Here is a 25,021-nt window from a genome sequence, read left to right as displayed (position 1 = left end):
CTACGGTGCGGGGTGTGAGTGGGATCGAGGTTGCACGCTCGCGGGTGATGGCGCTCGACCGGGTTCGGCAGTCGCTGGTCATCGCCGGGAGCGTCGTCGCGCTGATCGGCGCCGTCGTCGGCTCCGGGTTCGCGGGCGGAACGCCCATCCCGAAGGTCGCGGGCGGAGCTCTGAGCGCGGACGCGACTCTGCTCGCGCCGGCCGGACCGGCCTTCGCGATCTGGTCGGTCATCTACGCCGGCCTCGTCGCCTACGCGATCTGGCAGGCACTGCCGTCGCAGGCCGCGCGGGAGCGGCAGCGTCGCGCGGGCTTCTGGGTGCTGGCCTCGCTGCTCCTGAACGCCGCGTGGATCCTCTCCGTGCAGGCCGGAGCGCTCACGCTGTCGGTGGTCGCCATCGTCGCGCTCCTCGCCGTGCTGATCGTCGCCTTCGTCGTGCTCCGCCGGCATCCTGGAGACTCGACCGCGGATGCCGTGCTGTTCGACGGCGTCGTCGGGCTGTACCTGGGCTGGGTGATGATCGCCACGGTCGCGAACATCACCTCCTGGCTGATGACGCTCGGCTTCGCCGGCTTCGGCCTCAGCCCGCACGCGTGGGCGATCGCCCTGCTCGGCGTCTTCACCGTGATCGGCTGCGCGCTCGCGGTCTGGGACCGAGGCCGCTTCGCCCCCGCGGTCGCCTCCGCGTGGGGCCTGGCGTGGATCGGCGTCTCCCGGCTGACCGGCTCGCTGACCTCGGCGCCGGTGGCGGTCAGCGCGTTCGCCGCGGCGGCGCTCATCCTGCTGGTCGCGCTGGCCGTGCGGGTCTCGCGGCCCGGCCCCGGGCGACGCCGCTAGCGGGAGGCGTCGAGCGACCGCAGGTACTCCGCGTTGCCGCGGATCGCTGCCTGGTAGCGCTGCAGGTCGGGCGTCCGGATGCCGTCGACGGCGACCTCCATCAGCTCCGCCACCGCCGCGTCGCTGCGGCCGGCGGCGTGCAGCGACAGCGCGTGCCAGACGCGCACGGACTCGGACTCCGGGAACTGCTCCAGCGCCCGGTCGAGAGCGGCCAGCGACTCGTCGAAGCGTCCGAGGTTGCGCAGCGTGCTGCCGTACTGCAGTAGGCAGCGGCGCAGCGTGTCGCCGCTGAGCCCCGCGTCGAGGGCCCGCTCGTAGAACCCGGCGGCCGTCTCCTCCTCGCCCGCCGTGTCGTACGCTCCGCCGACCTCGTAGAGCACGTGCGGGTCGTCGGCGTGCTCGGCGAGCACGTCGCGGAGCGCGTCGATCGTCGGCTGCATGTGATCGCGGTCCCGCGCCTCGAAGAGCTCGCGCAGGCGCTCCAGCAGGGCCGGGTCGGTGGTGTTCGGCATCCGATCACCCTAATGCGGCCGATGCTCCGACCTTGCCGACCGCCCCTGTCGCGGGCCGCGCGTCGCGCGTACGGTGCACGCCATGAAGATCATCATCTTTGCCGCAGGAGTCGCCGTCGGTTTCGTCATCGGTTCGCGCGCGGGGCGTGGCGCGTACGAGGACCTGCGCACCAAGTGGCGCGGGTTCGCGGACTCCGACACCGTGCAGCACGTGAAGGGCGACGTGAAGGACTTCGCCGGCCGCGCCGCGTCGGATGTCGGCGACAAGGTCAGCGAGACCGTCAGCAAGGTGACCGAGAAGGCGTCCGCCAAGATCGACGAGGTCACCGGCAAGGGGAACGGCTCCGGCTCGTCCGCTCCGTCGGGCTCCTGAGTCAGGCGCCCTCGGGCGGCTGGGCCAGGAGGTCCACCCGCTCGCCGAGGTACGCGCCGAACTCGCGCGCCGCGTCGTCGCCCGCCGCCGCGCTCCAGCGCACGAGCGCGCGCCCGTCGCGCACGAACAGCGGGCCAGCCGACGAGCGCAGCGTCTCGGCCTCCAGCCCGATCGGCGGTGCGGCGAAGTTCACGGTCTCGCCGTCGCGGAAGCCGCCGCGCTGGGCCGCGGCCCGCAGCGCCCGCCTCTCCTCCACCGACCGCGCCAACCCCTGAGGGCGTCCGGGAGGCGTCGCCCGCACCAGCGAGCCGGTCGCCCGTAGCACGCCGTCCTGGTCCAGCAGGAAGACGCCGAGCCGCCAGACGCTGCCGGTCCTCCGCAGGACGGGCTCCCTGCGGATGAGCAGAACCCGACGGGCCGGGACCAGCTCGGCCAGGGCCTCCTGCCGTGCTCCCGCGGCGGCCAGCGCGTCGACCGCGTCCCTCACGACGGCGTGGATGTGCGCGATCGCGTCCTCGTCCGTCCCGCCCTCCACGGGACGAGCCTACGAGGCGGTGCGGATGGAGAACGAGTTGTCGTCGGTCACCAGCAGCAGCTCGACGCCGTGCTCGTGGCGGAGCACGACCAGGGCGGACGCGTCCGTCGAGGCCACGCGCTCCACCTGGTTGAGGAAGATGCGGGCCATCTCGTCGGTCACACGGAAGTCGCGTCCGAGCGCGTGCACGATGTACCCCGACACGATCGGCGGCCGCCCGCGGAGTCCCGTCTCGCGCGCGAAGTCCTCGACTGGGGTACGGAAATCGGGCGTCATGGTCATCGCGGGGCTCCTTCTGTAGCCTCACGAACGGTAGTCGCGGAAATCCGCGCCGCCAGGGGGTTGACGAGGGGTTAGATGGAACACATGAAGACCTTCACCTTCCCTCGCACCGACATCGAGGCGTCGAACATCGTCCTCGGTCTCATGCGCATCTCCGACCTCGACGACGAGGAGATCCGTACCCTGGTCCGCACCGCCCGCGACTTCGGGATCACCATGTTCGACCACGCCGACATCTACGGCACCGAGCGTCACGGCTGTGAGCGCCGCTTCGGCGACGCCGGCGCCGTGCCCGCGTCCGAGCGCGACCAGGTCGTCATCCAGTCGAAGGTGGGCATCCGCGACGGCTACTTCGACTTCTCGCGCGAGCACATCCTGCGCACGGTCGACGAGTCCCTGGAGGCGCTCAAGACGGACTACCTCGACATCCTGCTGCTGCACCGCCCGGACACCCTGGTGGAGCCGGACGAGGTCGCCCTCGCCTTCGACGAGCTGCAGAGCGCGGGCAAGGTGCGCGCCTTCGGCGTCTCCAACCAGACGCCCGGTCAGATCGAGCTGCTGCAGCGCTCGCTGTCGCAGCCGCTCGTCGCCAACCAGGTGCAGCTGAGCATCACGCACGCGCCGGTCATCGCCCAGGGCGTCGCCGCCAACATGGCGGGCCTCGACCAGTCGATCGACCGCGACAACGGCATCCTTGACTACGCGCGCCTGCACGACATCGTGCTGCAGGCCTGGTCGCCCTTCCAGAAGGGCTTCTTCGACGGCGTCTTCCTGGGCGACCGTGAGAACTTCGCGGAGCTGAACGACGCGATCGACGAGCTGGCCGAGAAGTACGGCGTCACCCCGACCGCCATCGCCGTCGCGTGGATCACCCGCCACCCGGCCGGGATGCAGGTCGTGCTCGGCACGACGAACGCCCAGCGGGTGCGCGACTCGGCGGCAGGCTCGGACATCCCGCTGACCCGTCAGGAGTGGTACCGCCTGTTCACCACGGCGGGCCACACGCTGCCGTAAAGCCCGTGGGGGCGCGCGGATTCAGCCGGCGTTCTGCTGGAGCCGGCCGATCTCGGCCCGAGCGGCCTGGACCAGCTCCTCGTCGGTGTGCGCGTGCCCCCACAAGCCCCAGCCGCCCGGCGCGGCCTCCGTCAGCAGCACCCACGTGCGGTCGACGAGCGACGCATCCCCCGCGGCCTCGGCGACCAGCGCGGTGAGCCGCTCGACGACGACGAGCTGCTTCTCCCGGTCGAGCGCTCCGGCGTTCGTCAGCACCTGAACGCGGACGTGGTCGCCACTCCCGTCGACGTCCGACAGGTGGGCCGCGGGCAGCTCGTGCACGAACGCCGCCGTGTTCGACCGGAACATCGGGATGTCGGGCACGCCTTCCACGTCCTTCACCGTCGCGGCCGCGGCGGCGGCGAGGGCGTGCGGGTCGGCGAAGGTGCCGGCGGGCGCGTAGATGTCGATCATGGGCATGGTGTTCTCCGATCGGGATGCGGACTGACGACATCTCGACCCTGGCAGCCGCGGTCATTATGATCAACGTCATAATCGACGGAGGGCGGGCGCGATGGACGACACCAGGGACCGCATGCTGGACGGCGCCATCCGCCTCCTCGCCAGCAAGGGGGTGAACGGCGCATCGCTCGGCAAGATGCTCGCCGAGACCGGGGCGCCGCGCGGCTCCATCTACCACCACTTCCCCGGCGGCCGCGGGCAGTTGTTCAGCGAGGCGCTCGTCCGCACGACCGCGGCGCACGACCGCTGGGTGGCCGAACGCGCCGGCGACACCGCGGTCGGCGTCACGGAGGCCTTCCTCGCCTTCTGGCGCGCGGTCCTGACCGGCTCAGCCTTCGAATCCGGCTGCCCGGTCCTCGCCGTCGCGGTCTCCGCGCCGGACGGCGCCCTGTTCGACAAGGCGGCGGAGGTGTTCGACTCCTCCATGGCGAACCTCACCCGGCTGCTCGCCGCCGCGGGCGTGCCAGAGCCGGAGGCGGGCGACTTCGCCACGGTGCTCGTCGCCTCCGCCGAGGGCGCGGTCGTGCTTGCCCGCCTGCAGCGGAGCACCCGCCCGCTCGACCTGGTGGGCGAGTCGCTGCTGGCGCGCGCCCGCGAGCTCGACGGAACGGGCACGCCGTAGAGCGAACACCGGCGCGGCGGGCGACTGGAGGCGGGGGACCGACTGGGTTACGGTCGGAGGCGTGGACGACGAACGGATGTCGCTGCCGCGCCGAGCGGCGATGCGGCTCTGGCTCCTCCACGTCGCGACCGTCCGCTCCCGTCTGGTGCGGCCGCTCGACGGACGCCAGGCGTTCGTCGCCGGGCGCAGGCCGCTCCGGGTGCTGCTGGTCGGTTCCGGTCCCGCCATGGGCTGGGGCGTCGGCAGCTACGACCTCGCCCTCCCCGGGGCGATGGCACGGGCGCTCGCCGCGTCGACCGGCCGCGGGGCCGTGGTGGACGTCGTGCCGCACCACTCGGCCGGCGTGCGACGGCTGCGTCGCATGGTGCGCAGCGCGGAGCCGGGGCGCTACGACGCGGTCGTCCTCAGCGGAGCCGTCGCGGACGCCGTGCGCATGGTTGAGCCGAAGGCGTGGCGGGCTCGATTGCAGACGTTGCTCGCCGACACGGTCGCGGCGAGCGCCGGAACCGTGGTCTGGCTGGGCGCGCAGCCCATCCGCTCCATCCCGTCCTTCGACTCGCGGCCCGGGCAGGTCGCCCAGGATCACGCCGAACTGCTCAACCGGATCGCACACGAGGTGTGCGGCGAGGCGGGGGCGGTCTTCGTCCCGCTGTCCGGACCTCCGCCCGGCGCAGGCGGACGCCACCGCACGCCGAGCGACTACCTGCACTGGGCTCGGGAGATCGTGGATGCGCTCATCCCAGCCCTGCACGAACGGGATGTTCCGAGCGCCGCCGCCGCGAGCGAGGGGTCCGATCGCGCGCAGGCGATCGCCCGCCTCAAGCTGGGCAGCCGCGGCGGCGACGCGCGCCTCGACGGCATCGTCGGCACGGCCAAGCGCACCCTCGGCACCGAGATCGCGATGTTCACGGTGCTCGACGACGTGAAGGAGTGGCCGTTCGCCTCGGCCGGCGCGGTGCTGGACGAGATCCCGATCGAGCAGTCGGCGTGCATCCACACCATCCAGACACCCGACGGGATGGTGGTGCCGAACGCCGTCGAGGACCCGCGCTTCTCCGGGAGCGCGCTCGTGGCCGGACCGGCCGGACTCCGCTACTACGCCGGCTACCCGGTGGAGGCTCCGGACGGCACCCGGATCGGCGCCATCTGCGTCTTCGGCCGCACGCCGCGCGAGCGCGCCGACGGCGAGGCCGACCTGGACGTGCTGCGCGAGCTCGCCCTGCTCGCCCAGCGCGAGCTGTGGCGATTCGAGCCCGTCGCCGAGGGCTGAGCGGAGAGCGCTCCGGTCAGCGCTCCAGCGCGGTGAGCAGTCGGCCGAGCGAGCCGCCGAGGCCCCAGCGCTCCGACAGGGCGTCGAGCGCCTCGCGCCGTTCCGCGGTCGTCAGGGGCAGGGTCGCGTCCACCTCCGGCAGCGGGAGGTCGCGGACGACCTCGACGACGCGCGGCGCGACCGCGAGGTAGTCGGCGGCAGCGGCGAACCGGGCACGCGCGGCCGGCTTCATGCCGCTCCCGGAATCCTCCGCGGCGGCGACGATGCCGGCGAGGTCGCCGTACTCGGCCAGGAGCGCCGCAGCCGTCTTCTCGCCTATGCCAGCCACGCCGGGGAGCCCGTCCGAGGTGTCGCCGCGCATCGCCGCGAAGTCGGCGTACTGGTCGGCGCGGACGCCGTACTTGCGCTCCAGCGACTCGCTCGTCACCACCTCGAGATTGCTCATGCCGCGAGCGGTATACACGATGCGCACGTCGCGCTCGTCGTCGGCGAGCTGGAACAGATCGCGGTCGCCCGTCACGACATCGACCGCGCGCGGTGTCACCGTCGCGAGGGTGCCGATGACGTCGTCCGCCTCATGGTGCGCGGCGCCGACGATGGCGATCCCGACCGCGTCGAGCACCTCCCGGATGATCGGCACCTGGGCGACCAGCGCCTCCGGGGTCTCCTCCACGTCCACGCCGCCCGGCACGAGCGTCGCCACCCGGTGGGCCTTGTAGCTCGGGATGAGCTCCACCCGCCAGGCCGGGCGCCAGTCGTCGTCCCAGCAGGCCACGAGCCGCTCGGGCCGGTAGTCGGTGACCAGCTTGGCGATGATGTCGAGGAACCCGCGGACCGCATTCACCGGCGTCCCGTCCGGGGCCTTCACCGTGTCGGGCACGCCGTAGAACGCGCGGAAGTAGAGGGAGGCGCTGTCGAGCAGCATCGTTCGGCCGGTCACGCACCCGATCCTGCCACTTCACGGGGGAGGCCGGAATGCTTCCTGCCGGGACCGCCGGGCGCTAGGGTCTGCTGCATGGCAGGAACCGTCGTCGTCGAACGCACCGCCCGCATCCGGGCCACCCCGGAGCAGCTGGTGCCGCTCATCTCGCGCCTGCCCGAGTGGGCGCAGTGGTCGCCGTGGGAGGACCTCGACCCCGACCTGACGCGCGAGTACAGCGGCGAGCCGGGCGCGGTCGGCTCGGCCTACACCTGGTCGGGCAACCGCAAGGCCGGAGCCGGCTCCATGCGGATCACCGCGGTCGACCCCGACGGCGTCGGCATCCACCTCGACTTCACCCGGCCGTTCCGCTCGTCGAACGAGTTGCGCTTCGTGCTCGAGCCGGAGGGCGAGTCCACCCGGGTCACCTGGCGCATGGAGACGCCGCAGAAGCTGTACACGCGGTTCGTCAACCTGGACAAGCTGATCGGCGGCGACTTCGAGAAGGGCCTCCGCAAGCTGACCCAGGTCGTCGAGGCGCCGTGAGCGCTAGCGTGGACGAGTGACAGCAGCCCCCATCGTCGTCTCCGCCGTCGCGGTGGTGCGCGACCGCACGGTGCTCATGGTCACCGCGCGCGACCGCGACGTCTACTACATGCCGGGCGGCAAAGTGGATGCGGGCGAGACCGCCGCGCAGGCGGCCGCTCGTGAGGCGTTCGAGGAGGTCTCGCTGCAGCTCGACCCGGACGACCTGGAGGAGCTCTTCGAGGTGCAAACCCAGGCGCACGGCGAGCCGGAGGGGCGTCAGGTGCACATGCGGGTGTTCCGGGCGTGGACCGGCGACGACCCCGTGCCGTCCGCGGAGGTCGGCGCCGTGCACTGGACGACGAGCGCCGACGCGGACCGCTGCCCGCCCGCCGGCACGGAGGTGCTCCGCCGGCTGGTCGACCTCGGCCTGATCGACTGACCCGGCCGCCGGGTGCCCGTCGCCGGGTGCGCGCCTCCCGCATGAGGGCTGGCGCGCGTGGCCCGGCGGGACCAGGGTGGTGTCATGGCGCACACCCATGAGTTCCGCTTCTCCGGCAACGACGACTTCGATTTCGAGATCCGAACGACGATCGGTCAGTCGTTCAGCGGCGCCGCCGACATCGGCGAGGTGCTCGCCGCCGTCCAGGGCGTCGACGACAAGGACTACGACGGCTGGTTCCGCGCGTGGCTGGGTCTCGGCGACCGCATCGCGGCGCAGGCGGACGCCTCGGCTGAGGCCGGGCGCACCGTGAGCGCGGCGAGCGCGTACCTGCGCGCAGCCTCCTACTACGCGACCGCGGTGAACGCCGTCGCCTCGCTGGAGAGCGAGGACGAGCTGCTACCGACCTTCCGCAAGCACCGGGCGGCATGGGACGCCTGGGTCGATGCGGTCGACCTCGACATCGCCAGGGTCGCCATCCCCTACCAGGACACCACGTTGCCGGGTTACCTGTTCCGTGCGCCTGGCGCGCGGGCAGAGACCGCGTCCCGCCCGCTGCTCGTCGTCGTCAACGGCAGCGACGGCGCGCTCACCAGTCTGTGGTCGTCCGCCGTCTCCGGCGCCCTCCGCCGCGGCTACGACGCCCTCGTCTTCGACGGGCCCGGCCAGCAGTCGATGCTGTTCGAGCGCGGTGTGCCCTTCCGGCCCGACTGGGAGGCCGTGCTCACACCCGTGCTCGACTTCGCGCTCGCGCAGACCGGGGTGGACGCCGACCGCGTCGCGCTCTACGGCATCAGCCAGGCGGGCTACTGGGTGCCGCGGGCACTGGCCTTCGAGCACCGCTTCGCCGCCGCGGTCGCCGACCCGGGCGTCGTCGACGTCTCCACCTCCTGGACGGACCACCTGCCCGGCAACCTGCGGAAGCTGCTCGACGAGGGCGAGGACGCGAAGTTCGACCGCGACATGGAGCTCGGCATGAAGTTCTCGCACGAGCTCGCGAACACCTGGCGGTTCCGGGCGAGGCCGTACGGCACGACCGGCTACGCGGAGACCCTCCGGGCCGTGCTGCAGTACTCGGTCGAGCAGGTGGCCGGGCGCATAACGACTCCGCTGCTCATCACCGACCCGGAGCACGAGCAGTTCTGGCCGGGCCAGTCGGAGCGGCTCGCCGCGCTCACGCCGTCCGTCTCCACGCTGGTCCGCTTCTCGGAGGCCGAGGGCGCCGACTTCCACGTCCAGCCGCTCGCGCGGGCGCTGACCGAGCAGCGGATGTTCGACTGGCTGGACGAGCGCCTCGGCCGCTGACCCGCGGTTGCCGATGTCGGTGGGCTGCTGTTGGATGCTGCCATGCGGATCAGGCGCGAGATGGTCGTCTTCGACACCGCCGACATCGAGGGCGAGGCCGCGTTCTGGGCCGCCATCATGGGCGGCGAGGTGCACGGTGACGAGGAGGGCTGGCGCAGCGTCCACGTCGACGGGGAGCCGCGGCTCGGGTTCCAGCTCGACCCCGGGCACGAGCCGCCTCGCTGGCCGGACGGTCCGCGGCAGCAGGCGCACCTCGACCTGTACGTCGACGACATCCGCGGAGCGCACGAGGAGGCCCTCGCTGCCGGCGCCCTGCTGCTGCGCGCCGCCGACGACCTCGACGCCTCCGACGGGTTCCAGGTCTACGCCGACCCGTCCGGCCATCCGTTCTGTCTCTGCTGGGAGTCCGCATGACTGATACGACCACTCTCGCCGTCACCGGGGTCACCGGTGCCGTCGGCCGGCTGACGGCCGACCTGCTCGCCGACGCCGGCGTCCCCTTCGGGATGCTGGCGCGGTCGCCGGAGCGCGCCCCGCGCTACCCCGGCACCTCCCTCGCGGCGGCCACGTACAGTGACCGGGAGGCGGTGCTGGCGGCGCTCGACGGCGTCCAGACCCTGTTCATGGTGTCCGCCGCGGAGAACGCCGAGCGGCTGGGAGAGCACCTCGCGTTCGTCGACGCGGCGGCCGACGCGGGCGTACAGCACATCGTCTACACGTCGTTCTTCGGGGCGGCGCCGGACGCGACCTTCACGCTGGCGCGCGACCACTTCGCGACCGAGCAGCGCATCCTGGCCTCCGGGATGCGGCACACCTTCCTGCGCGACAACCTCTACCTCGACTTCGCGCAGTACCTGGTGGGCGACGACGGCGTCATCCGCGGCCCGGCCGGCAGCGGACGCGCAGCGATGGTCGCCCGGGCGGACGTCGCGCGCGTGGCGGCGGCCGTGCTGCAGCATCCCGGGCAGCACGTCGATGTGACCTACGACCTCACCGGTCCGGAGGAGCTCACCCTGGCCGAGGTCGCGGAGAAGCTCTCGCGCCACACCGGCCGGCCGGTCTCCTTCCACGACGAGACGATTCCGGAGGCCTACGCCTCCCGGGCCAAGTGGCACGCGCCCGACTGGCAGAACGACGCCTGGGTCTCGACCTACACCGCGATCGCCGCGGGCGAGCTCGCCGGCGTGACGGACGACGTGGAGCGGGTCACCGGCCGCCGGCCGCTCTCGCTCGACGAGCTCCTCCGCGACGAGCTCCGCTGACGCGCCGGTCGGAGATTCGGCCGTTCGAGCTCCGAATCTCCGACGGAAGGCGGCCCAGCAGGAGATTCGGCCGTTCGATCGCTCACGACGGCTGGAGCCGACTGCGCGCTGAGGGGCGGCCCGCACGGCGGACCGCCCCTCGCGTCGGTTCGTCAGCCGGTCAGGGCTGCGCGTCCCAGCCGCCGCGCGGCGGCGCCGGCCAGTGCGGGCGGGTCGGGACGATCGACGTCACCGCGCCGCTCGCCGGGTCGAGCAGCACCTGGCGCTGCTGCGGGTGCCACCAGTCGAACAGGCCGCCGAGCGAGCCGGAGCGCGTGTCGAACGAGGCGTCGCCGATCCGGCCGGTGCGCCAGTTGCCCTCGATGAAGCGGAGGATGCTGGCCTGGTCGGTCGGGGTGTGGTCCACGCGGTTCTGCGCGGCCCACGGCGAGACCACGAGCAGCGGGAGGCGCTGACTCGGGCCGCAGCGGTCGGCGTACCCGCCGGCCGCGTGCTTCACGCTGGTGCACACGGTGGAGTCGACGGCCGTGTCGTTCGAGCCGTTGGTGACCTTCGGCGCGACGTGGTCGTACCAGCCGTCCGAGTCGTCGTAGGCCACGACGACCGCGGTGCTCGACCAGCTGTCCGACTTCTGGATGGCGTTGATCTCGTTGACGACGAACTTCTGCTCGTCGATCGGGTCGGAGTAGCCGGCGTGGCCGTCCTGCGCCTCCGGGGCCTTCAGGAACGACACCGCGGGGAGCTCGTTCCCCTTCAGCGCGGCGTCGAAGGAGGTCAGGTCGTACTGGTGGTTGGCCTGGTCCGTGTGCCCGATCGCCTTCACCGAGGTCGGCGGCAGGTGGTGCGGGTTCGAGGTCGACTTGTAGTACTGGAACGGCGAGTGGTGCGGCGAGTAGTCCTTCGGCGTCGCGCCCGCGATGTTGGCGGTGGTGGCGTCGCACTTCGCGTACGAGCCGGCCTGGCCGTTCCACGCGGTGGTCGGCGTGAAGCCGCCCTGGAACCAGCCCCAGGTGACGTCGCGGGCGTTGAGCAGGTCGCCGACGTTGCGGCCCGACATCCCGACCACGGGCGAGGAGGCCGTGTGGTCGTTGTCGGAGCAGTCGTCGTAGGCCGGGTCGGGGTCGCCGATCACCGTGCCGACGCCCTTCGCGTCCGCCGACTGGACGGCCGTGGAGGTCGTCAGCACCGCTCCCGTCTTCGGGTCGTACGCGGTGCCGCCGTGCGTCTGCCCGGAGATGAGGTTGAGGGCGCCCGGCGTCGACGGGCCGAACGTGGTGTCCCAGCTGTTGTCGCTCATGGCGTAGTTCTGGGCGTAGTTCCACAGGCCGGTGACGGTGTTGCCGTCGTAGTAGTCCATGACGAGGCCCGGGGCCGCGTAGGCGCCGGTGCAGGTGTCGCTCTCGGTCTTCTGGACGAAGAGGTCCATCTTGCCGCCGTCGGCCGCGGCCTGCTCGGCGGCGTAGCCGTGGTTCTGGTCGCACGTCACGGCCTGCGCGGGCGTGAGCCGCTTCGGCGCGTACAGGTTGGGGTTCTTGGTGAGGGTGCCGGAGGTGGTCAGCGTGTCGGCCTTCGGCGTGCCCTTGGCGGCGGTGAACGGGGTGCCGTCGGTGTTCGCCGCGTTCGGGTAGGTGCCGAAGTAGTGGTCGAACGAGACGTTCTCGCCGAAGATGACGACGAGGTGCTTGATCGGGGTGGCGGTCTGGTCGGAGTGGTCGGCGTGCGAGCCGCCGGCGTTTGCCGACGCGGGCGCGCCGGCGAGGATCCCGGCGCCGGCGAGGGCGGCCGCGCCGGCGAGCGCGACCCCCGCGAGGGCGATCGGGGAGCGGCGCAGACGGGAGGGTCTGAACACGATTCCTTCTTCCTTTTCATCGAGCCCGGCACGGTCATGACGGGCGGCCTCGGGCCGGTCAGGCGAGCATCGTGCGCCCGAGCCAGTCGGAGGAGTCGCGAGCCCCGGGGAGCGCGAAGTAGTAGCCGCCGCCGAACGGCTGGATGTAGTCGGTCAGGGGTTCGCCGGCCAGTCGCTTCTGCACGGTGGCGAATTGGCGGTCGAGATCCTGGTTGAAGGCGACGAACACCAGGCCCATGTCGAGGTTGCCGTTCGCGTCGAGGCCGCCGTCGTAGTTGTAGCCCCGGCGCAGCATCCGCTGGTCGTCGGTGTCGCGGGTGCGGGGGTTCGCGAGCCGCATGTGCGCGTCCAGCTGGATCACGTCGCCGGTCGGGTCGTTCTCGTAGTGCGGGTCGTCGTGCTCGGCGGAGGCGGTGAGCGGTGCGCCGGTGTCGCGGCGGCGGCCGATCATGCTCTCCTGCTCGTGCAGGTTCACCCGGTCCCAGAACTCGACCAGCATCCGGATGACGCGCACGACGTGGTAGCTGCCGCCGGTCACCCAGTCCGGCTCCTGTCCGCCGCCCTTCGCCCACACCAGGCGCGACATGAGGGAGGCGTCGGCGGTGTCGGGGTTGCCCGTGCCGTCCTTGAACCCCATCAGGTTGCGCGGGGTGCCGCTCGGCCGCGGCGGAGAGACGAAGCCGTCCTGCCGCCAGCGCACCTGCATCGCGCCGCGGGTCGCCCGGGCGATCTCGCGCACGGCGTGGGTGACCGTGTCGCGGTGGGCCGCGCACACCTGCAGCAGCAGGTCGCCGTCGCAGACCTCCCGGCGGAGGGAGTCGTCGGGGAACTCGTCCATCGTGCGCAGCCGCGCGGGCTTCCGCTGCGCGAGGCCGAACCGGTCGTCGAAGAGGGAGGCGCCGACCGAGAGGGTCACGGTGAGGTCGTCCGGGACGACGTCGGGTCCGAGCACGCCCGAGTCGCGCGGGGGCGCGGAGAGACCAGGGTCGGGCGGGGTGCCGCCCGTGGTGAGGAAGCGGGCGCGCTCGGTCACCGTCTTCAGAAGGTCGGCGAGCTCGGCACGGGATGCGGCGGTCACGTCGAGCGCGAGGAAGGACGCCGCGGGCTGCTGAGGCGTGAGGATGCCCTGCTGGTGCGCGCCGTGGAAGGGCGGCGCGGCGGACGCCGGCACGGCGGCGGCGGAGCGGCCGGTGGTGGCGGACGCGGCGACGCCCGCGAGCCCGGCGGTCGCCGCGGTCGCGGCTGATGCTGACAGGAACCCACGGCGGTCGATGGTGGTCATGGCTCCCTCCTCGGGTCGCAGATCGCGGCGACCGGCGCCAGCAGCTCGACCGCACGGTCCAGCGCCGCGTCGATCCGCTCCCGGGTGGGACGGGCCACGGCGTCGAGCGGAGTCCAGGTGCCGTCCGCGCCGCGCTGCGCCTCCACGGCCCGGTGCGCGTCGGCGAGCGCCTGCTGCGTCTCGGCCAGCCGGTCGTAGCGCGAGGCCAGGATGTCGTGGAGCGGCGCGAGGGCGGCCTCCGCGCCGCTCAGCTCCGCATCCACCGTGGCGAGAGACGTGTGCGACCCGGCGTCGTCGGCCCCGGTGAGGGTGCGCTGGATGGCGTCCTCCACGATCTCGTGCGCGCGCAGGGCGACCTCTCCGGGGTCGAGCTGTGCCTCGGCGAACTGCGTCTGAAGCCGGTCGACGAGCGCGACGAGTGACTGCGCGGAGGCGGCGACGGCGCTCGCCGGCGCTCCCTGCCAGAGCTGAGCCTCCACCAGGTGGAAGCCGGTCGGGTCGCCGTGCGGCAGGCCGTCGAGCTGCTCGCCGACCTCGCCGAAGGCGTCGTAGGCTCCGCCCAGCGTCTGGTACGTGGAGTGGGCGGTCAGCCAGTCGCGTCTCGCGGCCGGTAAGTCGCCCTCCTCTGCATCGGCCGCGACGGCCGCGGCCTGGGCGCGCAGCACCGGGATGCGGGAGCCGACCCAGTCGCTGTAGACCTTCGTCACCGGTATCAGGTCGTTGCGTGTGACCGGCACGATGCCCGGAGTCAGCGGCGATCCGGGCGGGGCTGTCCCGACCGTCACTGTCGGGCCGCGCACCGGGTCCATGTCGGCCGGCAGGCACACCACGCGGTAGCGTCCCGCCGCCAGGGCGACGCGGACGGTGGCGTGGGCGCCGGCGCCGAGGTTCTCGAGGTCGAGGTAGACGCGCTTGCTGTCGACCTCCTGCAGGTAGACCTCGATGCCCGCGACCGTCGTGTTCGTGACGGTCAGCGTCTGCTCGCCGCCCGGGACCTTCGCAGCGTGGCCGTCGCCGCCCCACCCGCGGCCGCAGTCGTCCATCCCGGCGCTCACCTCGAAGGCGGTCGGGGCCGCCGCGCCGGTCGCCGCCGGCCGCAGCGCGATCGCGAGCACTGTCGCGACCACGACGAGTGCGCCGACCACCGCGAGGATCGCGGTCAGCCGGGCGCGAGCAGACATCGGCGGAAGGCCTCCAGGGGGATGGGGGTGGTCCGGTCGTCCCGGCGTCAGCGATCCTAAGAGCGCCCGGACCGGCAGGATCCGGCCTTCACGCGGAGTTCATCGGACCGTCACCCTCCTGCCCCCGTGCGGGGGACACGCCCCTGGCAACCCGTTCGTGCCGCGAACAGGCCGATCGCGACTCCCAGCAAGAAGGGCGCATGATGTTCAGAACCATTGGGGGAAGGTGCGCATGCGCGAGGCGAGCTGTCCGCAGTGCCGCGGTGCGGCGCGTCTGGTCAGCAACCCCTATTACGGCGCCGGGCTCGCGGTGCACCGCGACCTGCTCGTCTGCCAGGAGTGCGGCTACTCCGGCTTCGCCGAGAACGACAGGGAGCCGGCGGAGGAGGGCGCCGCGGCCGTGCACGAGAGCGTGCTGCAGCGGGTGCTCCGGGCCCTGCGCGGAGGCGGGCTCTAGCGTTCGTGCGTCACATCAGCGCTCGAACGTTCGTATCTCCGTCTGGGCTGCCTGACGTCGGAGATTCGAACGAACCGAGGCCGAATCTCCGACCCGCCCCCGGCTAGCGGATGCGCACCCGGCCCTGCTGCCACATCCGGGCGGCGGTGACGCGCGGGTTCGCCTGCTCGTCGGCGTCCACGCCGAGGGCGGTGTACAGGCGCGCGAGCATCGTCTCGACCGCGCGCACGCTCGTGCCGCGCTCGGCCGCGATCCGTCGGGTGGAGGCGCCGGAGGCGACCAGCCGCAGCACCTCGGCCTGCGCCCGCGTGACCGTGCGGATGTCGCCCTCCGGTTCGTCGGTGTGGTGCTCGCCGCCGACGATGGCCGCGTCGACGGCCGCGACCAGCACGTCCACGTCCTTCACCTGCGACTTCACCAGGTAGACGACGTTGGGCGGGAGGGCGTCGTCGCCGACCGCGAGCTCCGGCGAGAGGTGCGAGGTGAGCACCACCAGCCCGACCCAGGGCAGCTCCCGGTGGACGCGCCACAGCAGCTCGGCGCCCGAGCCGCCGCCGCCGAAGTCCAGATCAGTGACGACCGCGTTCGGCTCGACCTCGGCGATCGTGTCCCAGGCGTCCTCGGCGCTCGTCGCCTGCGCGGCCTCGATGCCGGTGGAGCGCAAGGCGGAGGCCACCATGGACGCGGTGAAGACGTCGTCGTCGGCGACCACGGCGCGAAGGGTCCGCGTGCGCGCGGAAGTGTCGGTCATCGTGCTCCTGCCCTAGTCATGACGCGATCGCAGGGGCGTCGCGGGCTCCGGTCGGGGAGCCGCTCTCCTCCAGTATCTGTGGCCGCCTCCCGCCGGACCGGCCGCGACGGCAGGGAGCGCGTTCGCTGCGCGAACATCCCAGGACGGTCCGCTCTGACCATGCCGCACAGTGTAGGCCCGAAACTGCGCCTACAATCCCCCTCATGCCCCAGCCGATCCGCCCTCCAGCGCGCCGATGACGACGCCGTCCGAGGCGCTGCGCCTGAACGGGCTCGACGCGCTGTTCCACGGCCACCCCGACGGTGTGTGCGTCGTCGACCTCTCCGGCCGGTTCGTCGAATCCAACCGGGCGATGCTCGCGCTCATCGGCTACACGCCCGAGCAGCTGGCCGGGATGCCGTTCAGCCGGCTACTGCATCCCGACTCGGTCGACTACACGATGGCGCAGTTCCGCGAGGCTCTCGCCGGACGGAACCGCCGCTACGTGACCAGGATCGTCACGCCGGAGGGTCTCATCCGGCTGCTCGATGTGACGATCATCCCGATCCGCGGCGAGGACGGCGAGGTCGCGGCGGTGCTCGCCATCGCCCGTGACATCGGGGACGTCGAGCGTGCGGCGACGGCGGCGGCGGGCAACGAGGCGCTGGTGCGGATGGCCGCCAGAATGGCGGGCTTCGCGGGCTGGTCCGTCGACATCCCGAACGGCCGGATCGAGTGGAGCGAGGACCTGTACCGCCTGCTCGGCATGGAGCCCGGCCGCGTGCCCACCGATGCCGAGTCGCTCGCACTCTTCGAGCCCGAGGACAGGAAGGCGGTGCGGGAGGCGTTCCAGCGCAGCGTGCTCGACGGCGTCCCCCTCGACGTCCGGGCGACGATGGTGGACGCGGCGGGGCGCCGCGTCCACGCGCACCTCGTCGGCGAGACCGAGCGCGACGACAACGGCGACGTCGTGCGCCTGCACGGCGCCTTCCACGACGTCACCGCGCTGGTGCGGCACCGCGAGGAGCAGCGCGCGATGGCGCGCCTGCTGCGCAGCTCGCTCGACCAGGTGCACGACGCGATCGGCTTCGTCGACCGCGGCTGGCGGTTCACGTTCGCGAACTCCTGGGCGATCCGGCTGGCCGGACTCGACGAGTCGAGGCTGCGCGAGAAGACGATCTGGGAGCACTTCCCCACCGCCCTGGGCAGCCCGTTCGAGCGGCTGTACCGGGACGCGATGGATCGCGGCCTCAACGGAAGCGCCCGCGCCTTCTCGCCCGAGTGGGGCCGCTGGTTCGAGGTCGACGTGCACCCGACGGAGGAGGGCATCGCGATCATGGTGCGCGACGTGACGGAGGACCAGGAGGCGCGCACCAAGCTCGACCAGTACACGCGCCGGGTGGAGGCGCAGGCGGCCCTGCTGGACGCGGCGCGGGACGCCATCCTGGTGCGCGACCTGGACGGCACCATCCGCTACTGGAACCGTGGCGCCGAGGCCACCTACGGGATCCCGGCCGCCGAGGCCCTCGGCCGGTCGGTGCGCGAGCTGCTGTACGACGAGCCGGAGCTGTTCGACCGCGCGATGGAAGCCCTGCTGCGCGACGGGTTCTGGGTCGGCGAGCTGCGCCAGCGGCGGGCCGACGGCTCCGTCCTGATCGCGGACTGCCGCTGGCAGCTGACCCGGGGCGAGGACGGCCAGGTGAGCGTCTTCGCCGTCAACTCCGACATCACGGAGCACCGCAGGCAGGAGGAGCAGCGCATCCGGGCGCAGCGGATGGAGGGCCTCGGCACGCTGGCGGGTGGCATCGCGCACGACCTCAACAACGTGCTCACGCCCATCCTGATGGCCGTTCAGCACCTGCGCGACGACGAGCCGGACCCGCGCAGGCGGGCGACGCTCGACGCCGTCGATTCGGCGGCGGAGCGCGGAGCGGGCATGATCCGCCAGGTGCTGTCGTTCGCACGCGGCGCGGAGGTGCAGCACTCCGCCGTCGACCTGGCCGGCCTGCTGCGCGAGGTCGGCCGGTTCTGCGGAGAGACGCTCCCGCGGTCGATCGAGCTGGTGGTGGACGCCCCGGCCTGCCTCCCCGCGGTGTCGGGCGACGAGACGGAGCTGTTCCAGGTGCTGGTGAACCTGGCGACGAACGCGCGCGACGCGATGCCGGACGGCGGGACGCTGGCGATCGCGGCGGCGGCAGGTGACGGTACCGTGCGGGTCGAGGTGCGCGACACCGGGGCCGGGATGGACGCTGCGACCGCGGGGCGCATCCTGGAGCCGTTCTTCACCACCAAGGAGAGCGGGACCGGTCTCGGGCTGGCGACGTCCGCCGCGATAGTGAAGGCGCACGGCGGCGAGCTGCGCGTCGATACCGCGCCCGGAGGCGGCACAGCCGTCTCGTTCGCGCTGCCGGCGATCGAGGACGTCGCGCCGCCTCCCGCCGCGCCAGCCCCGGGGCCGACGACGGGACCGGCCGGGATCGTGCCGCGGCCCGGCGGCGGGCGGCGTGTGCTCGTGGTGGACGACGAGCCCGCGATCGGCGAGCTGGTGCGGCAGACGCTGGATCGCAGCGGCTTCGTCACCGAGGTCGCCCATGGCCGCGACGCGCTCGAGCTGATCGAGGGCGGCCGCCGGTTCGACGCCGTGCTCACCGATGTGATGATGCCGGGGGTCTCGGGCGACGCGATCGCCCGCCTCCTCGCCGCGGAGCATCCGGAGACCGCGGTCGTGCTGATGAGCGGGATGCTGCCCGGCCCGGGCACGCGCGAGGCGGTCGAACGCGACGGTGCCCGTTTCCTCGCGAAGCCGTTCACCCCGGCGGCCCTGCTGGCGACGCTGGAGGCCGCGTTCGCCGGCCTCGGGGCGGACGGCCCGGCCGCCGCGGCGGACGCGGGAGCGGACCCGGATGCGGTGCTCGAAGAACTCGTCGCGCCCGCTCTGCGCGAGGCGGCCGCAGCGCTGGCGGCGCACGCTCCGACGCCGGAGGAGGGCGAGCGCCTCGCCGCGCTGCTCTCGACCGCGGCGGAACGCGCGCAGCGGGCGCTGGGCGATCGCGCGGCCGACCCGCGCATCCACCGGATCGTCGGCGCCGCGGCCTCCGGGGCGATGGCCCTGACACTCGGCGGGGGGACGGTGTCGCCCGCCGACATCGTGCAGCGGCTGGAGGAGGGCCTCGGGATCATGGCGGCGGGGTCCAGGCCACCCGAAGACCAGGACCCCGCCGACGAGGTGCCGCGCTGACGCTGCCGTGGACCGGGGGGACGGGGCGGCGTCTGAGGCGCGACCGTCCGATCATGCAAGGATCGACCGTGCGACGGCAATGGGCCACGGCCGCCCGTGTGCGTTTCCCGAACAAATTGGGTCATGACGAGAGCGCTCTCTTATGACAGGCTTCGGACATGAAGGAATCTCACAGTGCCGAACTGACGGAGCCGGCATCCGTACATGGACCGGGCCGTGCCCCGGCTGGGATGCCCCTCACGATCCGTCTCGGGGAGCGCGAATACGCCGCCCTGGTACGCATCGCCCGCGCGCGGGAGACCACCGCCGCCGCACTGATCGAGCAGCTGGTGCTGCACGCGCTCGCCAAGACGGACGTTCCGCCGCCGGCGGACTCGCACCCCGCGCGCCGGCACACGACCTACGAGGAGGCGACTGCGGGTTTCCGCCGTGACGCCGCCGTGCGGACGGCCCCCGACATGTAGCGCCGATCGTTGCGCGCTCGCCAGTGTCACCTTTCTCACAGCGGGCGTACAGTCCACGGCGTGATCCACCGAAGACTCGCCGCCGCTGCGGTGGGTGCACTCCTCGTCGGCGTGCTGGCGGGATGCTCCGCCGACGACTCGGCCAGGAGTGCGCTCTCGCAGTCTGCGGGCACGGCGGCCTCCTCCGCCCGTGCCGCAGGCCTGGTGCTCGGCCTCAACGAGGTCGGCCAGGTGCTGCCGACCGTCATGGACACCGGCCTCACCGACGCGGCCGACCGCCTGGCGACCGAGGCGAAATCGGTCGCGACGATGACGGCGATCGGAGGCATCGGCGCGAGCCGCGACCGCATCCTCGCCGGCATCCGGTCCGCCCAGGATCAGGTCGCGTCCGCCCAGCGTGCGTCCGCCGCAGGACACGACTCCGGCAACGCGCTCGACCGGGAGCGCCGTGCGCTCGACCGCCTGGCCCAGCAGCTGGACGCCGCGTCCAAGCGTCTGGAGCGCGGATGAAGGGCCTGTTCGCGGTCGCGCTCGGCGTGCTCACCGCCATCGGCGGCTTCGTCGATATCGGAGACCTCGTCACCAGCAGCGTGGTGGGGTCGCGGTTCGGGCTGACCCTTGCCTGGGTCGTCGTGGTTGGGACGATCGGCATCTGCCTCTTCGCCCAGATGTCCGGCCGGGTGGCGGCGGTGAGCGGCAGGGCCACGTTCGAGATCATCCGGGAGCGGCTCGGCGCGAGGCTGGCGGTCGCCAACCTGTCGGCGTCCTTCCTGATCAACCTGCTGACCCTCACCGCGGAGATCGGCGGCATCGCGCTGGCGATGCAGCTCGCCTCCAGCATCGAGCCGGCGCTCTGGTTCCCGGTCGCCGCGTTCGCCGTCTGGATCGTCGTCTGGCGGGTGAAGTTCTCGATCATGGAGAACGTCACAGGGCTGCTCGGGCTCGCCCTCGTCGTCTTCGCTGTGGCGATCTTCTTCCTGCACCCGGACTGGTCGGCGCTCGGCTCGCAGCTGTTGCAGCAGCCCTCGCCGCACACCGACGAGACCCCCGCGAGCTACTGGTACTACGCCGTCGCCCTGTTCGGCGCCGCGATGACCCCGTACGAGGTGTTCTTCTTCTCGTCTGGCGCCATCGAGGAGAAGTGGAAGGCGAAGGATCTCGCGCAGTCGCGCGTCAACGTCCTGGTGGGCTTCCCGCTCGGTGCCGTGCTGTCGCTCTCGATCGCCGCGTGCGCCGCCATCGTGCTGCTGCCGAAGGGCATCGCGGTGACCTCGCTGTTCGAGACCGCACTGCCGATCGCGCAGGCGTTCGGCAAGATCGGGCTGATCGTCGCGATCCTGGGCTTCGTCGCCGCCACCTTCGGCGCCTCGCTGGAGGTGACCCTCTCGAGCGGTTACACCCTCGCGCAGTTCTTCGGCTGGCCGTGGGGCAAGTTCCGGCGCCCGGCGAGCGCATCCCGTTTCCACGCTGCGATGATCCTGTCGCTCGTCGTGGGGCTCGGCATCCTGCTCACCGGGGTCGACCCCGTGCAGGTGACGGAGATCTCGGTCGTCTTCTCGGCCATCGCGCTGCCGCTGACCTATCTGCCCATCCTGATCATCGCGAACGACCCGAAGTACATGGGCGACCGCGTCAACGGCAGGGTGACGAACGCCGTCGGGCTGCTGTTCCTCGCCATCATCCTGGTGGCCTCGATCGCCGCCATCCCTCTGATGATCGTGACGGGAGCCGGAGCATGAGCGACCACACGAACCTTCCGATGCCTCCTGCCGTCGCGGGGCGCATCATGGACGCGGGACTGGAGCTGCTCGACCGGCAGATCCTCGACCCGGGGGGCGTGCCCGTCACGACGGTCGACGACCTCGAGCTGACCACGCCCGACGACCTCGCGCACCTCGACCCGGAGAAGCCGCCGGTGGTGCAGGCGCTGCTGACCGGTCCCATCCTGATGACCAGGATCTTCGGCGGCCGCCTGCCGGACTCGCGCTTCGTGCGCATCCCGTGGAAGGTCGTCGCCGACGTCGAGACGGTGGTGAAGGTCGGCGTCGCGGCGGACTCGCTCGACGCCAGCTGGACGGAGCGGTGGGTGCGCGACCACGTGATCGCGCGCATCCCGGGAGGTCGCCATGATCCTGAGTGACCTGCTCGGCAGCCCGGTGCTCACGGCCGACGGCGAGCGCCTCGGCGTCGTCGTCGACGCGCGCCTGGCGCTGGACGGCCCGCCTGACGGGATGCTGTCCGCCGCGCGCCTGTACGGCCTCGTGGTCAGCCCGCACTCGCACAGCTCCTTCGCCGGCTACGAGCGGACGGACGTGGATGCGCCCGCGCTGATCGCGCGCTTCCTGCGCTGGCGGGCGCGCGGCTCCGTGCTCGTGCTGTGGGCCGACCTCGCCTCGTTCACCGGGGACGTCGTGCGGCTGAGGCCCGGCGCCACGCTCTACTCCCCGCGGCTGCAGGAAGCGCAGGGATGACCGGCGGATGTCAAGGGGTCACGCGGTGCTCACCGCGCGGGTTGCGTGAGATGAGGGACAACCTCACCACCGCTCGAAGGGAGCAACCATGACCACAGCAGACCCGTCCGACCGCCGCTTCGCCGACCGGGACGACCGCCGCTACGCGGGCACGGCCGTCCAGAAGGCGGCGCTGGTCTTCGGAATCGTGTTCCTCGTCGTCGGCCTCGCCGGCTTCATCCCGGGCATCACGTCGAACTACGACCAGCTCTCGTTCGCCGGCCACGGTTCGGGGGCGCTGCTGCTCGGCCTCTTCCAGGTGTCCGTGCTGCATAACCTCGTGCACCTGCTGTACGGCGTCGCCGGCCTCGCCTTCGCCAGGTCGCGCATCGGCTCGCGCAACTACCTGGTCATCGGCGGGATCGTCTACGCCGTCATCTGGCTCTACGGCCTGTTCTTCGCGGGGGACCACCCGGCCAACTTCGTGCCGCTGAACAACGCCGACAACTGGCTGCACCTGATCCTCGCGGTCGCCATGATCGCGCTCGGCGTCTTCCTCAGCCCGCGCGGAGCGGGGGTCGACCGCCCGGCCGCTCGCGCCTGAGGACTGAGGGATGGGGGTCGATGCCGAGTACGTCCTGCCGCTGCGCTGGGCGGACGACTCCGGGCTGGACGAGCTCGTCGCCTACCTCACCGGCCTGCGCGAGCTGGTCGACGTGACGGTGGTCGACGGCTCCGGCCCGGAGCGGTTCGCGGCGCACGCGCGCGCGTTCCCGGCCGGAGTCCGGCACCTGCCGGTCGAGCCGTGGCCGGGACGCAACGGGAAGGTGGCCGGCGTCATGACCGGGCTGCGCACGGCCCGGCACGACCGGGTCGTTCTGGCCGACGACGACGTGCGCTACGACGAGGGCGCGCTGCGGGCGGTCGTCGGGATGCTCGACGCGGCCGACCTCGTGCGCCCGCAGAACGTGTTCGTCCCGGCGCCGTGGCATGCCCGCTGGGATACCGGGCGCAGCCTCCTGAACCGCGCGCTCGGGCACGACTACCCGGGGACCTTGGCCGTGCGGCGCCGCGTCGTGATCGCCGCGGGCGGCTACGACGGCGACGTGCTGTTCGAGAACCTGGAGCTGATCCGCACGGTGCAGGCGGCGGGCGGCCGGGTGGTCGCGGCGGACCGCATCGGCGTCGCCCGGCGGCCGCCCGCAGTGAGGCACTTCCTGCGGCAGCGCGTCCGGCAGGCGTACGACGACCTCGCGCAGCCCGCACGGCTGGTGGCGGAGCTCGCCGTGCTGCCGCTCGCCCTCGTCTGGCTGCGGCACCCGGCGCGGCTGCTGCTCGCGGCGGTGGGGGTCGTGGCGCTCGCCGAGGTGGGCCGCAGGCGTGCGGGAGGCCGGCGGCTGTTCCCTGCCACCGCCGCGCTGTGGGCTCCGCTCTGGCTCGCGGAGCGCGCGGTGTGCGTGTGGCTCGCGCTCGGAGCGCTGGCGCGAGGCGGTGTCCGCTACTCCGACGGCCGCCTCCGGCGCGCCGCCACCCCGCTCCGGACCCTGCGCCGCCGCCTCGCGCGCTGACGATTCGTGCCGAATGAGCGCCATTCGTCGCGAATTGCGGCGATTCGGCACGAATCGTTGCGGCTGGCAACCACTTGACCGCCGAGCGCGCTGCCGGTTCTGTCGGGGTATGACACCACGCATCACCCCGCGGGGGCCGGTGAGCGAGGCGCTCCTGGACGCGCTGCAGACCGACCCCGCCATCCCGTCGGACGACGTCGTCCGTTTCACCGACCGCACGGCCGAGGCTCTCGCCGCCGGCCCCGACCTCCTCGCCGACGAGGACCTGCAGCTGACCCTGTTCGTGCTGTACGGACTCCACTACGGCGACACCGTCGAGGCCGACGACGAGTGGGAGTGGCATCCAGAGCTCCTGCGCGCCCGCCGGTCCATCGAGCGCGAGTACGAGTGTCAGCTCCGCGAACGCGTGCCCGTCGGCGAGCTCCCCGAGCCGAACGCGGACGCGGTGGCCGCGCACCTGTTCGAGCTCACCGCCGAGGACGCCGGCCCCAGCCTCTCTCGCTTCCTCGCCAAGAAGGCGACGGAGGAGCAGGCGGTCGAGTTCGTCATCCACCGCTCCATCTACACGCGCAAGGAGGCGGACCCGCACTCCTGGGCCATCCCGCGGCTCACCGGCCGGGCGAAGGCCGCGCTGGTCGAGGTGCAGGCCGACGAGTACGGCGGCGGCAGGCCCGAGCGCATCCACGCCGAGATCTTCGGGCGGACCATGCGCAACCTCGGGCTCGACGACTCCTACGGCGCCTACATCGACAACGTCCCGGCCAGCACCCTGGCGTCGTTCACGATGATGTCGATGTTCGGCCTCAACCGCAGCCTGCGCGGTGCGATCACCGGGCACCTGGCGGCCTTCGAGATGACCTCGTCCATCCCGAACCGGTTCTACGGCAACGGCTTCCGAAGGCTCGGGCACGACGACTCGGTCACGTGGTACTACGACGAGCACGTGGAGGCGGATGCCGTCCACGAGCAGATCGCCGGCCGCGACCTCGCCGGCGGGCTCGCGGAGCAGCATCCCGAACTCTTGCCCGACATCGTGTTCGGCGCGGCCGCCTGCCTGTACGTCGACGGGCTGGCCGGGCAGCGCATGCTGGAGGCGTTCGAGGCGGGCCGCAGCTCGCTGCGCGAGCCGGTGGCGGTGGCGGCATGAGCGGGCACGAGGAGGAGCCGGTCATCGTCGCCTGCCCCGACGGCCCTCTGCTGGTCCGCGGTCACATCGACCTGACCACGCCCGACGGGACCCCGATCGAGCAGCACCGCCGCACGGTCGCGCTGTGCCGCTGCGGGGTCTCGACCATCAAGCCGTTCTGCGACGGCAGCCACAAGGCCGTGCACTTCCGCACCGACAGCTGACCGGAGTCCACCACCGAAGAAAGGAGGGAGCCGGTATGTCCGACCCCCAGAACA

30 protein-coding genes are annotated in these 25,021 nt (G+C 72.5%); 21 read left to right on the top strand and 9 right to left on the bottom strand.

Translation table 11 applies throughout. The features are described 5' to 3' along the window. Window positions 1-47: 47 nt before the first annotated feature. On the top strand, window positions 48-836 hold the full coding sequence (locus tag P5G59_RS11790; protein WP_301219614.1) for a TspO/MBR family protein: 789 nt from the start codon (window positions 48-50) through the stop codon (window positions 834-836). On the opposite strand, the gene P5G59_RS11785 is transcribed toward P5G59_RS11790, so the two are convergent. Next, a complete protein-coding gene (locus P5G59_RS11785) occupies window positions 833-1,348 on the bottom strand; it encodes a tetratricopeptide repeat protein (protein WP_301219115.1) in 516 nt (171 codons plus the stop codon). The two genes, P5G59_RS11790 and P5G59_RS11785, sit on opposite strands and share 4 nt — an antisense overlap. Before the next feature lie 82 nt (window positions 1,349-1,430). Here P5G59_RS11785 and P5G59_RS11780 point away from each other — a divergent pair, with 82 nt between their 5' ends. After that, a complete protein-coding gene (locus P5G59_RS11780) occupies window positions 1,431-1,721 on the top strand; it encodes a hypothetical protein (protein WP_301219113.1) in 291 nt (96 codons plus the stop codon). A 1-nt stretch (window position 1,722) separates the two neighbouring features. Here the strand turns inward: P5G59_RS11780 and P5G59_RS11775 are convergent, their stop codons facing one another. Beyond that, window positions 1,723-2,256: a hypothetical protein gene (locus P5G59_RS11775; protein WP_301219111.1), complete on the bottom strand. Its 534-nt coding sequence runs from the start codon at window positions 2,254-2,256 to the stop codon at window positions 1,723-1,725. A 9-nt stretch (window positions 2,257-2,265) separates the two neighbouring features. Further along, window positions 2,266-2,538, bottom strand: coding sequence for a TetR family transcriptional regulator (locus tag P5G59_RS11770; RefSeq protein ID WP_301219109.1), 273 nt, complete (start codon window positions 2,536-2,538; stop codon window positions 2,266-2,268). Between the two features lie 84 nt (window positions 2,539-2,622). Between P5G59_RS11770 and P5G59_RS11765 the strand changes: the two genes are divergently transcribed. Next, complete coding sequence (locus P5G59_RS11765) at window positions 2,623-3,552, top strand: aldo/keto reductase (protein ID WP_301219107.1); 930 nt, start codon at window positions 2,623-2,625, stop codon at window positions 3,550-3,552. A 21-nt stretch (window positions 3,553-3,573) separates the two neighbouring features. Here the strand turns inward: P5G59_RS11765 and P5G59_RS11760 are convergent, their stop codons facing one another. Continuing rightward, the gene (locus P5G59_RS11760) at window positions 3,574-4,011 is read right to left on the bottom strand and encodes a tautomerase family protein (RefSeq protein ID WP_301219105.1); all 438 of its coding nucleotides are present in this window, start codon (window positions 4,009-4,011) and stop codon (window positions 3,574-3,576) included. A 94-nt stretch (window positions 4,012-4,105) separates the two neighbouring features. Here P5G59_RS11760 and P5G59_RS11755 point away from each other — a divergent pair, with 94 nt between their 5' ends. Both P5G59_RS11755 and P5G59_RS11750 read left to right on the top strand, forming a co-directional pair. After that, the gene (locus P5G59_RS11755; RefSeq protein WP_301219103.1) at window positions 4,106-4,675 is read left to right on the top strand and encodes a TetR/AcrR family transcriptional regulator; all 570 of its coding nucleotides are present in this window, start codon (window positions 4,106-4,108) and stop codon (window positions 4,673-4,675) included. A 61-nt stretch (window positions 4,676-4,736) separates the two neighbouring features. Continuing rightward, window positions 4,737-5,945 (top strand): GDSL-type esterase/lipase family protein, encoded by a 1,209-nt coding sequence (locus tag P5G59_RS11750; RefSeq protein ID WP_301219101.1) that lies wholly within the window; start codon window positions 4,737-4,739, stop codon window positions 5,943-5,945. A 16-nt stretch (window positions 5,946-5,961) separates the two neighbouring features. Here the strand turns inward: P5G59_RS11750 and P5G59_RS11745 are convergent, their stop codons facing one another. Further along, the gene (locus P5G59_RS11745) at window positions 5,962-6,870 is read right to left on the bottom strand and encodes a 5'-3' exonuclease (protein ID WP_301219613.1); all 909 of its coding nucleotides are present in this window, start codon (window positions 6,868-6,870) and stop codon (window positions 5,962-5,964) included. A 90-nt stretch (window positions 6,871-6,960) separates the two neighbouring features. Between P5G59_RS11745 and P5G59_RS11740 the strand changes: the two genes are divergently transcribed. The 5 genes from P5G59_RS11740 (at window position 6,961) to P5G59_RS11720 (ending at window position 10,398) form a co-directional block, all read left to right on the top strand. Further along, entirely contained in the window at window positions 6,961-7,410 is a 450-nt protein-coding gene (locus P5G59_RS11740) for an SRPBCC family protein (RefSeq protein ID WP_301219099.1), read from the top strand. Between the two features lie 16 nt (window positions 7,411-7,426). Further along, the gene (locus P5G59_RS11735) at window positions 7,427-7,831 is read left to right on the top strand and encodes an NUDIX hydrolase (protein ID WP_301219097.1); all 405 of its coding nucleotides are present in this window, start codon (window positions 7,427-7,429) and stop codon (window positions 7,829-7,831) included. Window positions 7,832-7,915: 84 nt separating this feature from the next. Next, complete coding sequence (locus P5G59_RS11730; RefSeq protein ID WP_301219095.1) at window positions 7,916-9,136, top strand: alpha/beta hydrolase family protein; 1,221 nt, start codon at window positions 7,916-7,918, stop codon at window positions 9,134-9,136. Window positions 9,137-9,178: 42 nt separating this feature from the next. Continuing rightward, window positions 9,179-9,550, top strand: coding sequence for a VOC family protein (locus P5G59_RS11725; RefSeq protein ID WP_301219093.1), 372 nt, complete (start codon window positions 9,179-9,181; stop codon window positions 9,548-9,550). Beyond that, the gene (locus tag P5G59_RS11720) at window positions 9,547-10,398 is read left to right on the top strand and encodes an SDR family oxidoreductase (protein WP_301219091.1); all 852 of its coding nucleotides are present in this window, start codon (window positions 9,547-9,549) and stop codon (window positions 10,396-10,398) included. The genes P5G59_RS11725 and P5G59_RS11720 overlap by 4 nt, the downstream gene beginning before the upstream one ends. Window positions 10,399-10,558: 160 nt before the next feature. Here P5G59_RS11720 and P5G59_RS11715 read toward each other — a convergent pair whose 3' ends face one another. The 3 genes from P5G59_RS11715 to P5G59_RS11705 are packed head-to-tail and all read right to left on the bottom strand — an operon-like array spanning window position 10,559 to window position 14,710. Beyond that, window positions 10,559-12,247: a phospholipase C gene (locus P5G59_RS11715; protein WP_301219089.1), complete on the bottom strand. Its 1,689-nt coding sequence runs from the start codon at window positions 12,245-12,247 to the stop codon at window positions 10,559-10,561. A gap of 58 nt (window positions 12,248-12,305) precedes the next feature. Further along, the gene (efeB, locus tag P5G59_RS11710; RefSeq protein ID WP_301219087.1) at window positions 12,306-13,529 is read right to left on the bottom strand and encodes an iron uptake transporter deferrochelatase/peroxidase subunit; all 1,224 of its coding nucleotides are present in this window, start codon (window positions 13,527-13,529) and stop codon (window positions 12,306-12,308) included. Continuing rightward, entirely contained in the window at window positions 13,526-14,710 is a 1,185-nt protein-coding gene (locus P5G59_RS11705; protein ID WP_301219085.1) for an EfeM/EfeO family lipoprotein, read from the bottom strand. The genes efeB and P5G59_RS11705 overlap by 4 nt, the downstream gene beginning before the upstream one ends. A 232-nt stretch (window positions 14,711-14,942) precedes the next feature. Between P5G59_RS11705 and P5G59_RS11700 the strand changes: the two genes are divergently transcribed. Next, window positions 14,943-15,167, top strand: a complete 225-nt coding sequence (locus tag P5G59_RS11700) for a hypothetical protein (protein ID WP_301219083.1) — start codon at window positions 14,943-14,945, stop codon at window positions 15,165-15,167. Window positions 15,168-15,270: 103 nt separating this feature from the next. On the opposite strand, the gene P5G59_RS11695 is transcribed toward P5G59_RS11700, so the two are convergent. After that, a complete protein-coding gene (locus P5G59_RS11695) occupies window positions 15,271-15,918 on the bottom strand; it encodes a response regulator (protein ID WP_301219081.1) in 648 nt (215 codons plus the stop codon). 235 nt (window positions 15,919-16,153) lie between these two features. Between P5G59_RS11695 and P5G59_RS11690 the strand changes: the two genes are divergently transcribed. The 10 genes from P5G59_RS11690 (at window position 16,154) to P5G59_RS11645 (ending at window position 24,967) form a co-directional block, all read left to right on the top strand. Beyond that, window positions 16,154-19,135, top strand: coding sequence for a hybrid sensor histidine kinase/response regulator (locus P5G59_RS11690; protein ID WP_301219079.1), 2,982 nt, complete (start codon window positions 16,154-16,156; stop codon window positions 19,133-19,135). Window positions 19,136-19,365: 230 nt separating this feature from the next. Then, window positions 19,366-19,599 carry a hypothetical protein gene (locus P5G59_RS11685; protein ID WP_301219077.1) on the top strand — a complete coding sequence of 78 codons (234 nt, stop codon included), beginning with the start codon at window positions 19,366-19,368 and terminating at the stop codon, window positions 19,597-19,599. A 60-nt stretch (window positions 19,600-19,659) separates the two neighbouring features. Further along, entirely contained in the window at window positions 19,660-20,109 is a 450-nt protein-coding gene (locus tag P5G59_RS11680) for a hypothetical protein (protein ID WP_301219075.1), read from the top strand. Further along, entirely contained in the window at window positions 20,106-21,338 is a 1,233-nt protein-coding gene (locus P5G59_RS11675; protein ID WP_301219073.1) for an NRAMP family divalent metal transporter, read from the top strand. The genes P5G59_RS11680 and P5G59_RS11675 overlap by 4 nt, the downstream gene beginning before the upstream one ends. Next, a complete protein-coding gene (locus P5G59_RS11670) occupies window positions 21,335-21,739 on the top strand; it encodes a hypothetical protein (protein WP_301219071.1) in 405 nt (134 codons plus the stop codon). Before P5G59_RS11675 ends, P5G59_RS11670 begins: the two co-directional genes overlap by 4 nt. Further along, window positions 21,726-22,070, top strand: coding sequence for a PRC-barrel domain-containing protein (locus P5G59_RS11665; RefSeq protein ID WP_301219069.1), 345 nt, complete (start codon window positions 21,726-21,728; stop codon window positions 22,068-22,070). Before P5G59_RS11670 ends, P5G59_RS11665 begins: the two co-directional genes overlap by 14 nt. Window positions 22,071-22,158: 88 nt before the next feature. Next, entirely contained in the window at window positions 22,159-22,653 is a 495-nt protein-coding gene (locus P5G59_RS11660; protein ID WP_301219067.1) for a DUF4383 domain-containing protein, read from the top strand. A 10-nt stretch (window positions 22,654-22,663) separates the two neighbouring features. Next, entirely contained in the window at window positions 22,664-23,617 is a 954-nt protein-coding gene (locus P5G59_RS11655) for a glycosyltransferase family 2 protein (protein ID WP_301219065.1), read from the top strand. Between the two features lie 109 nt (window positions 23,618-23,726). After that, entirely contained in the window at window positions 23,727-24,764 is a 1,038-nt protein-coding gene (locus P5G59_RS11650; protein WP_435871256.1) for an iron-containing redox enzyme family protein, read from the top strand. After that, window positions 24,761-24,967, top strand: a complete 207-nt coding sequence (locus tag P5G59_RS11645) for a CDGSH iron-sulfur domain-containing protein (protein WP_301219063.1) — start codon at window positions 24,761-24,763, stop codon at window positions 24,965-24,967. The genes P5G59_RS11650 and P5G59_RS11645 overlap by 4 nt, the downstream gene beginning before the upstream one ends. Window positions 24,968-25,021 lie beyond the last annotated feature (54 nt).

Source organism: Leifsonia virtsii, assembly GCF_030433675.1.
Lineage (GTDB): Bacteria > Actinomycetota > Actinomycetes > Actinomycetales > Microbacteriaceae > Leifsonia > Leifsonia virtsii.
This window is presented reverse-complemented; position numbering and strand designations above follow the sequence as displayed.